Annotated in this window: 6 protein-coding genes and 1 pseudogene; 4 read left to right on the plus strand and 3 right to left on the minus strand. The window is 69.4% G+C overall.

What is annotated here, in order from left to right; all coding sequences use genetic code 11:
* A pseudogene (locus ACWD0A_RS34355) lies at positions 1-202 on the minus strand (transposase); the annotation flags it as partial.
* Positions 203-322: 120 nt separating this feature from the next.
* Between ACWD0A_RS34355 and ACWD0A_RS34360 the strand changes: the two are divergent.
* From ACWD0A_RS34360 to ACWD0A_RS34375, 4 genes are all read left to right on the plus strand, one after another.
* Entirely contained in the window at positions 323-3,346 is a 3,024-nt protein-coding gene (locus ACWD0A_RS34360) for a Tn3 family transposase (protein WP_451304595.1), read from the plus strand.
* Positions 3,347-3,497: 151 nt separating this feature from the next.
* Positions 3,498-3,971 carry a hypothetical protein gene (locus ACWD0A_RS34365; RefSeq protein ID WP_451304597.1) on the plus strand — a complete coding sequence of 158 codons (474 nt, stop codon included), beginning with the start codon at positions 3,498-3,500 and terminating at the stop codon, positions 3,969-3,971.
* 146 nt (positions 3,972-4,117) lie between these two features.
* On the plus strand, positions 4,118-6,490 hold the full coding sequence (gene fxsT, locus ACWD0A_RS34370) for an FxSxx-COOH system tetratricopeptide repeat protein (protein ID WP_451304599.1): 2,373 nt from the start codon (positions 4,118-4,120) through the stop codon (positions 6,488-6,490).
* Positions 6,491-6,613: 123 nt separating this feature from the next.
* Positions 6,614-7,303 carry a recombinase family protein gene (locus ACWD0A_RS34375; RefSeq protein ID WP_451304601.1) on the plus strand — a complete coding sequence of 230 codons (690 nt, stop codon included), beginning with the start codon at positions 6,614-6,616 and terminating at the stop codon, positions 7,301-7,303.
* Positions 7,304-7,334: 31 nt separating this feature from the next.
* Here the strand turns inward: ACWD0A_RS34375 and ACWD0A_RS34380 are convergent, their stop codons facing one another.
* Together ACWD0A_RS34380 and ACWD0A_RS34385 are read right to left on the minus strand one after the other, a co-directional pair.
* Positions 7,335-7,523 (minus strand): hypothetical protein, encoded by a 189-nt coding sequence (locus ACWD0A_RS34380; RefSeq protein ID WP_451304603.1) that lies wholly within the window; start codon positions 7,521-7,523, stop codon positions 7,335-7,337.
* The gene (locus ACWD0A_RS34385) at positions 7,520-7,720 is read right to left on the minus strand and encodes a hypothetical protein (protein ID WP_451304605.1); all 201 of its coding nucleotides are present in this window, start codon (positions 7,718-7,720) and stop codon (positions 7,520-7,522) included. The genes ACWD0A_RS34380 and ACWD0A_RS34385 overlap by 4 nt, the downstream gene beginning before the upstream one ends.
* Positions 7,721-8,041 lie beyond the last annotated feature (321 nt).

Below are 8,041 nucleotides of genomic sequence, written 5' to 3' on the forward strand. Positions count from 1 at the left end.
GGAGGTGAGGGACGTCGTAGGCCTTGTCGGCGTGAAGGCGTTGGGGCTTGGAGTCGGCCGTGTGGGATTCGTGTCCCATGTGGAAGTGGGACAGCATCGGCTTCAGTGCCTGGCTGTCGTGGGTGTTGGCTGCGGAGAGTCCGACGCGTAGGGGCAGTCCGTTCGCGTCGGACAGGACGTGCATCTTGGAACCGGGGGTGCCGGTAAGAACTCTGTCACCAGCCGCAAAACGGCGGTGATCTTGTGGGGGTGTCACCCGTGTGGGTGAGTCCGGGGTCGTACAGCTGCGCGGGGTGAAGCCCCGAGAGGACGCTCGACAACTGTGACCCGTACCTCTTTGAACCTGGACGACCTGGTCGAGCACTGGACGCTGTTGAAGGACGAGCAGGGGCTTGTGACCGGCAAGCGCGGTGCGACGCGGCTGGGATTCGCCGTGTTGCTGAAGTTCTACACGCAGTACGGCCGGTTTCCCCGGGGCCGGTTCGAGCTGCCGGGCGAGGCGGTGGAGTTCGTCGCCCGGCAGGTACGGGTGCCTGCGTCCGAGCTGGATGCGTATGAGTGGAGCGGTCGGACGGTCGAGTACCACCGTGCGCAGATCCGCGGGCACCTGGGCTTTCGTGAGTGCAGCGTCGCGGACGCGGACAAGCTGTCGGCCTGGCTCGCCGAGCATGTCGCCTGCAAGGAGCGGCGGCCGGAGCAGGTACGGGTGGAGCTGCTGGCCCGCTGTCGTACGGAGTGCATTGAGCCGCCCACCCCGGGGCGGTGCGACCGGATCGTGGGGGCGGCGCTGCGGGCTGCCGAGGAGACGCTGACGGCGCGTATCTCGGCACGGATCACGGTGGAGAGCATCGAGCGGATCGTTGCCCTGGTCGCCGGCGCCGACCAGGAGGACGACGCGGTGCCCGGTGACGCCGGGGCTGGTGAGGGCGAGGACGGTGTGCCGGTCCTGGGGAAGATCAAGGAAGCGCCCGGCAACGTCAGCCTGGAGACGATGCTCACCGAGATCGACAAACTGCTGGCGGTCCGCGCGATCGGACTCCCGCCGGATCTGTTCGCCGACGTCGCGCCGAAGGTTGTAGCCAACTGGCAGGCGAGGGCCGCAGTGGAGTCGCCCTCTCATCTGCGCACGCATCCGCTGCCGTTGCGGGTGACGCTGCTGGCCGCGCTGCTGCACGAGCGGGAGCGGGAGATCACCGACACCCTGGTGGAGCTGCTGATCTCCACGGTGCACCGGATCGGGGCACGGGCGGAGAAGAAGGTCACCGAGCAGTTGGTCAACGCCTTCAAGAAGGTGTCGGGCAAGGAGAACATCCTCTTCAAGCTCGCCGAGGCGGCGATCGGCGAGCCGGAGGGCACCGTCCGTGAGGTTGTCTACCCGGCGGTGTCCGGCGGTGAGCAGACACTGCGGGAGCTGGTGCACGAGTTCAAGACCCGCGGCCCGGTCTACCGGCGCACCGTGCAGACCACGCTGAAGGCGTCGTACACCAACCACTACCGGCGCGGGCTGATCAAGCTCCTGGACGTGCTGGAATTCCGCTCGTCCAACCACACCCACCGGCCCGTGGTCGAGGCCCTGGCGCTGGTGGCCCGGTATGCGGCGGCGGGCAACACCACGTACTACCCGCTGGGCGAGACCGTGCCCGTGCACAAGGCGATGGGCGGGGACTGGGCGGAGGTCGTCCACCGCACCGACACGCGCGGTCGGTGCCGGGTGGTGCGCATGGTCTACGAGGTCGTCGCTTTCCAGGCCCTGCGCGACCAGCTCAAGTGCAAGGAGATCTGGGTCGTCGGCGCCGACAAGTGGCGCAACCCGGATGAGGACCTGCCGCAAGACTTCGCCGAGCGGCGCGAGGAAAACTACCGCGAGCTGCGCAAGCCCCTGGATGCCGCCGTCTTCGTCGACGAGCTGCGCGAGCAGATGGCCACCGAGCTGACGCTGCTGAACGACCGGATGCCGCGCCTGAGCTGGCTGGACATCGCCGAGCGGAAGTCCGGGGCGATCCGGCTGACCCCGGCCGAGGCCCAGCCCGAGCCGCGCAACCTCCGCAGGATCAAGGGCGAGGTACAGCGCCGCTGGGGCATAGTGCCGCTCATCGACATGCTGAAAGAGGCCGTGCTTCGCACCGGCTGCCTGGACGCGGTCACCTCCGTCTCCGGCGGCGGCAGCCTCTCGGCGGAGGTCCTGGCCGAGCGACTGCTCCTGGTGATCTACGCCTACGGTACGAACACCGGGATCAAGGCCGTCGCGTCCGGCGGCCACGGCCATACCGAGGACGAACTGCGCTACGTGCGGCGCCGCTACCTCTCGGCGGAGGCCGCCCGCGCCATCGCCGTGAACATAGCGAACTCCACCTTCGCCGCCCGCAGCACCGACCTGTGGGGCCAAGGTTCGACCGCGGTCGCCTCCGACTCCACGCACGTGCGCGCCTACGACCAGAACCTGTTCACCGAGTGGCACTCGCGCTACGGCGGGCGCGGGGTACTCATCTACTGGCACGTGGAGAAGAAGTCCCTGGCCATCCACTCCCAGCTGATCAACTGCACCGCCTCCGAGGTCGCCGCGATGGTCGAGGGCGCGATGCGGCACGGCACCACCATGGACGTCGAGGCCAACTACACGGACTCGCATGGCCAGTCGGAAATCGGGTTCGGCATCACCCGGCTGCTGAACTTCGACCTGCTGCCGCGCATCAAGCGGATCAACAAAGTCAAGCTGTACCGGCCGAAGGCGGGTGACCCGGACGCCTACCCGCAGCTCAACCCGGCGCTGACCCGCCCGATCCGTTGGGAACTGATCGCCCAGCAGTACGACCAGATGATCAAGTACGCCACCGCGATCCGTACGCGGACCGCGTCCACCGAGGCGATCCTGCGCCGCTTCACCCGCAACGCCTCCCACCCCACCTACGCGGCCATGCTGGAGGTCGGACGGGCGCAGAAGACCATCTTCGTGGCCCGCTACCTGCGGCTTCGGGATCTTCAGCGGGAGATCGAGGAGGGCCTCAACGTCATGGAGTCCTCCAACGGCGCCAACAGCGTGATCGCCTACGGCAAGGGCGGGGAGATCGCCTCGAACCGGCGCGACGAGCAGGAGATGTTCGTTCTGTGCCTGCGGATCCTCCAGTCCGCCCTGGTCTTCGTGAACACCCTGATGCTCCAGGACGTCCTCGGCGAACCGGAGTGGGCAGACCTCCTCACACCCGCCGACCGGCGCGGCCTGACCCCGCTGTTCTGGTCCCACGTACGCCCGTACGGGGAAGTAAACCTCGACATGGACGCCCGCCTGAACCTCACCGCGGCCACCGTGCCAGGCCCTCGCATACCAGCGGACAATGACGACGAGTAGCCAGTCGACCGAGCGTGAGTTCACGTACAGTCGAGAGCGCCCGTTTTGGGGTGCCGGGGAAGCTTCAAGTGGGTTCGGCCAGACGGGGCGCGAGAGCCCCGCATGCTGCGCTACCGTCCCCATCAACACTGCGATTTAGGGGGAGGTCGGGATGCTCGACCAGGCATTGATCGCACTGGCCGCGTCCGGCGGCACGGCGCTGGTGACGGCGGCAGGGACGGATGCTTGGAGGGGCCTACAGCAGGCGGTGGCGCGCTGGTTCGGTCGGGGCGATACGCAGCGTGAGCAGGCCGAGCTGGAGCGCCTGGACCAGACCGCGGCCGCCGTGCAGGCCACCGACCCGGCGGAGGCGGAGCAGGCACGCAACCGCCAGGAGGCCGTCTGGCAGACCCGCATCGAGACCCTGCTGGAGAACCTGGACGGGGCCAAGCGGGAGCGGGCGGCCGAGCAGCTGCGCAGCCTGCTTGCACAGCATGCCCCGCAGGGCGGCGTGGTCGCCGGAGCGGGCGGGCTGGCCGCCAACACGGTAGACATCCACGCCGAGCAGGGCTCGATCGCAGCTGGTGTGATCCACGGAGGGGCGCAGATCGGCACCCCTCCCATGCCGGCTCCGCCCCAGGGCTGAGCGGACCGGCCACCGCAAGCCCACCCGAAGTCCCGCACCACCCCATCGGCGACGGCACCAGGAGCATCACCGCGACCGGCGGCGGCTTCGCCGTCGGCATCGTCAACGGCGGAGTCCACCAACATCGGCATTCCGCCCCGCGGCGCGTGCCCGCAGCGTGGCCGCACCAGGTCGGCGTCCTCCCCGCCCGGGCGCAGTCCTTCCAACACCGCGACGAGGCGAACCGGCTGCAGACGATGGTCGACGGCGGTGGCACCGCGGTCCTGCGCCAGGTGTTGACCGGCATGGGCGGGGTAGGCAAGACCCAGCTCGCCACCGACTACGCCCACACCGCCTGGGACACCGGCGGCCTCGACGTCCTGGTCTGGGTCACCGCGAGCGCCCAATCGCCCGTGGTGACCGGATACGCGCAGGCCGGGGTCGAACTGTGCCAGGCCGACCCCGACGACCCGCAGCAGGCCGCGAAGCAATTCCTGGCCTGGCTGGCCCCGAAAGCCGGGCAGCGGCCGTGCCGGTGGCTGATCATCCTGGACGACGTCGCCGACCCCGCCGACCTGGTCGTCAACCACGACGACCCCAACAACCGGTTCAGCCTGTGGCCGCCTGCCAGCCCGTACGGCCGGACCCTGGTCACCACCCGCCGCCGCGATGCCGCCCTGACCGGAGAAGGCCGCCGCCTGGTTGACGTTGGCCTGTTCACCGAGGCCGAAGCCGTCGCCTACCTCACCACGTCCCTGGCCGCCCACGGCCGAGTCGAACCCGCTGACCAGCTCACCGCCCTGGGCCGCCAGCTCGGCTACTTGCCCCTGGCCCTCTCCCAGGCCGCCGCTTACCTCATCGACGCCGGCGAGGCCGCGGCCGCCTACCGCGACTTGCTGGCCGACCGCGCCACCAAACTCACCGACCTCGCCCCCGACGCACTGCCCGACGAGCAGGCCGTCGCCCTGGCCGCCGCCTGGACCCTGTCCATTGCCCGCGCCGACACGCTGCGCCCCGCCGGCCTGGCCCGGCCCATGCTCCATCTGGCTGCCCTGCTCGACGCCAACGGCATTCCCCAGGACGTGCTCACCGGCGAGGTGGCCCGCGCTCACCTCTCCGCATACCGCACCACAACCGGCCCCAACCCCACTGCGGAACCCGCCCCCGTCTCCCGCCCAGACGCGGTACGCGCCCTACGCGCCCTGGACCGGCTCAGCCTCATCGACCACAGACCGGGCACCCCCCACCAGGCCGTCCGCGTTCACCAGCTCATCCAGCGTGCCACCCGCGACACCCTCATCCCCGACCAGCGAGACCAGTACGCCCGCACCGCCGCCGATGCCCTCATGGCCGCCTGGCCCGAGATCGAACGCGACACCGCCCTCGCCCAGGCCCTGCGCGCCAACGCCGACGCCCTCACCCGCCACGCCGAAGACGCCCTATACCGGCCAGACGCCCATGGCGTGCTGTACCGCCTCGGCGAAAGCCTCGGTTACAGCGGCCAGGCCAGCATCGCCACCACCCACTTCCAGGACCTGGCAAACCGCGCTAACCGCCACCTCGGCCCCAACCACCCCGACACCCTCGTCGCCCGCAGGTGGCTGGCCTGGTGGCGGCGAGCGGCAGGGGACGCGGCCGGTGCCGTTGCCGCGTACGCCGAACTGCTGGCCGACCAGCTGCGGGTGCTGGGCGCAGACCACCCCGACACCCTGACCACCCGGCACGGCCTCGCTTACTGCCGGGGAGTGGCGGGGGATGCGACCGGTGCCGCAGAAGCGTTCGCCGAACTGCTGCCGGACCGGGTACGGGTGCTGGGCAAAAACCACCGCGACACCCTGACCACCCGCCGCCAGCTGGCCCACTGGCAGGGAGAGGCGGGGGATGCGACCGGTGCCGCAGTCGCACATGCCGAACTGCTGGCCGACCAGCTGCGGGTGCTGGGCGCGGATCACCGCAGCACCCTGACCACCCGCCTCAACCTGGCGGGGTGGCTGGAAGAGGCGGGGGATGGGGCCGGTGCCGCGGCCGCGTACGCCGAACTGCTGCCGGACCTGGTACGGGTTCTGGGCGAAGACCATCGGTACACCCTGACCACTCGCTACAGCCTGGCCTGGTGGCGGGGAGAGGCGGGGGATGCGGCGGGTGCCGTTGGCGCGTACGCCGAACTGCTGGCCGACCAGCTGCGGGTGCTGGGCGCAGACCACCCCGACATTCTGACCACCCGCCTCAGCCTGGCCTGGTGGCGGGGAGAGGCGGAGGGTGCGGCGGGTGCTGTTGCCGCGTATGCCGAGCTGCTGCCGGACCTGGTACAGGTTCTGGGCGAAGACCATCGGTACACCCTGACCACTCGCTACAGCCTGGCCTGGTGGCGGGAAGAGGCGGGGGATGGGGCCGGTGCCGCGGCCGCGTACGCCGAACTGCTGCCGGACCTGGTACGGGTTCTGGGCGAGGACCACGAGTACACCCTGGCCACCCGCCACCAGCTCGCCGAGTGGCAGGAGACGCTGGGAGAGTCGACTGCTCATCAATCGACCGATTGATGAGCAAGATCGGTAAGCAGCGGCACGTGGCGGGATCGATGCCGGATCATGCCCATAAAACGGTGTCAGAAAGTCGATGTGCTCAAGAACTTGAAGAGCACCCTTTTCTGTACGATCTGGCAGGTGCAGCCACCTCAGGATGACGACGCCGCCGATCTCCTCGCCCCCGTTCCGGCCGTACGGACCGGCAGCCTCGTGGGATACGCGCGCGTGTCCACCAAGGGGCAGTTGCTCGACCGGCAGATCCACGCCCTCACCGAAGCAAGGTGCATCCGGATCTTCGCCGACAAGAAGTCCGGCAAGAACGCCGAACGCGAGGAACTGTGGAAGGCCCTCGACTACCTGCGCGAGGGTGACACGCTCGTCGTCCCGTCGCTGGACCGGCTCGGCCGCTCCATCCAGGACCTCATCGCGATTGTGTCCGGCCTGCGCAAGCGTGGCGTCGGCTTCACCTCTCTGCACGAGGCGCTCGACACCACCACGCCCGGCGGGCGCCTGGTCTTCCACGTGTTCGCGGCCCTGGCGGAGTTCATCCGCGAACTCATCGTGCAGGGCACCAACGAGGGCCTGGACGCCGCCCGCACCCGCGGCGCCCGACTCGGCCGCCCGCCGGCGATGACCGAGGAGCAGGTACGGCACGCCCGCGACCTACTCGCCCGCCCGGAGAACACCGTCACCTCGATCGCCAAGCTCCTCGGCGTCTCCCGCAACACCATCTACAACTACGTGCCCGAACTCAAGGGTGGTCGCCTCACACTCGCTGAGGCGACAAGCACGCCGGAATTGCCCCAACCCACCAGGTCAGAGGACTGATTACCGCCGTTTGCGGCTGGTGACAGCGTTCTTACCGGCACCCCGACCACGGCGTGGGCCGGACCGGCTCGGGGCGGGCCTGGGTGCGCAGCTGCTCCAGCCGCACGGCGAGAACCCGGGTCCGGGCCTTCGCGGCGGCCTCGGTCGCGGCGCGCAGGGCGGCGTCGCAGTCGGGCATGGACTGGCGCGGATCGCGGAACGGGCGAGCGGTGCTGTTCACATGGATGTCGCCGCTCCGCACCTCCAGTCCGGGGTCGCTTCAAAGGATCGGCGCACCTTGGGCCGCCGCATGATCTCCTGCTTGATACGCAGCAGCCTTTCGTCTTCCGGCCGCTGCTGCCACACTGCCAGGAAGTGCGCCAGAGCGGGCATGAGCCAGTACTCGCGAAACGATGCGTCGTCGCCGGTACCGAGCACGTCCCTCGCCTGTGGGTGGAACAGGATGTACTTCAGTGCGTTCCGCAGCGGTGACGCGAAAGCATGCGGTGCAACGCTCGCAAAGAGGTCCCCGGAACGCCGAGTTGACGTAGATGTTCTCTGCCGTGCAGTCGCTGACGAGCGACGGGTAGAGGCAGTGGTCGACCAGTCGGCGGTAGATCTCCATGTCCGGCAGTTCATGCAGCTCGCTGGCGGTGGGCAGCGCGGGACTGTAAATCGTTCGGTGTAACTCCCGATCAAGGAAGATGCATCGATGACGAGCGAGAACGTGACTGAGGCCGAGACCGTCGAGGTGGCCGA

Source organism: Streptomyces sp. NPDC002867, from assembly GCF_053591895.1.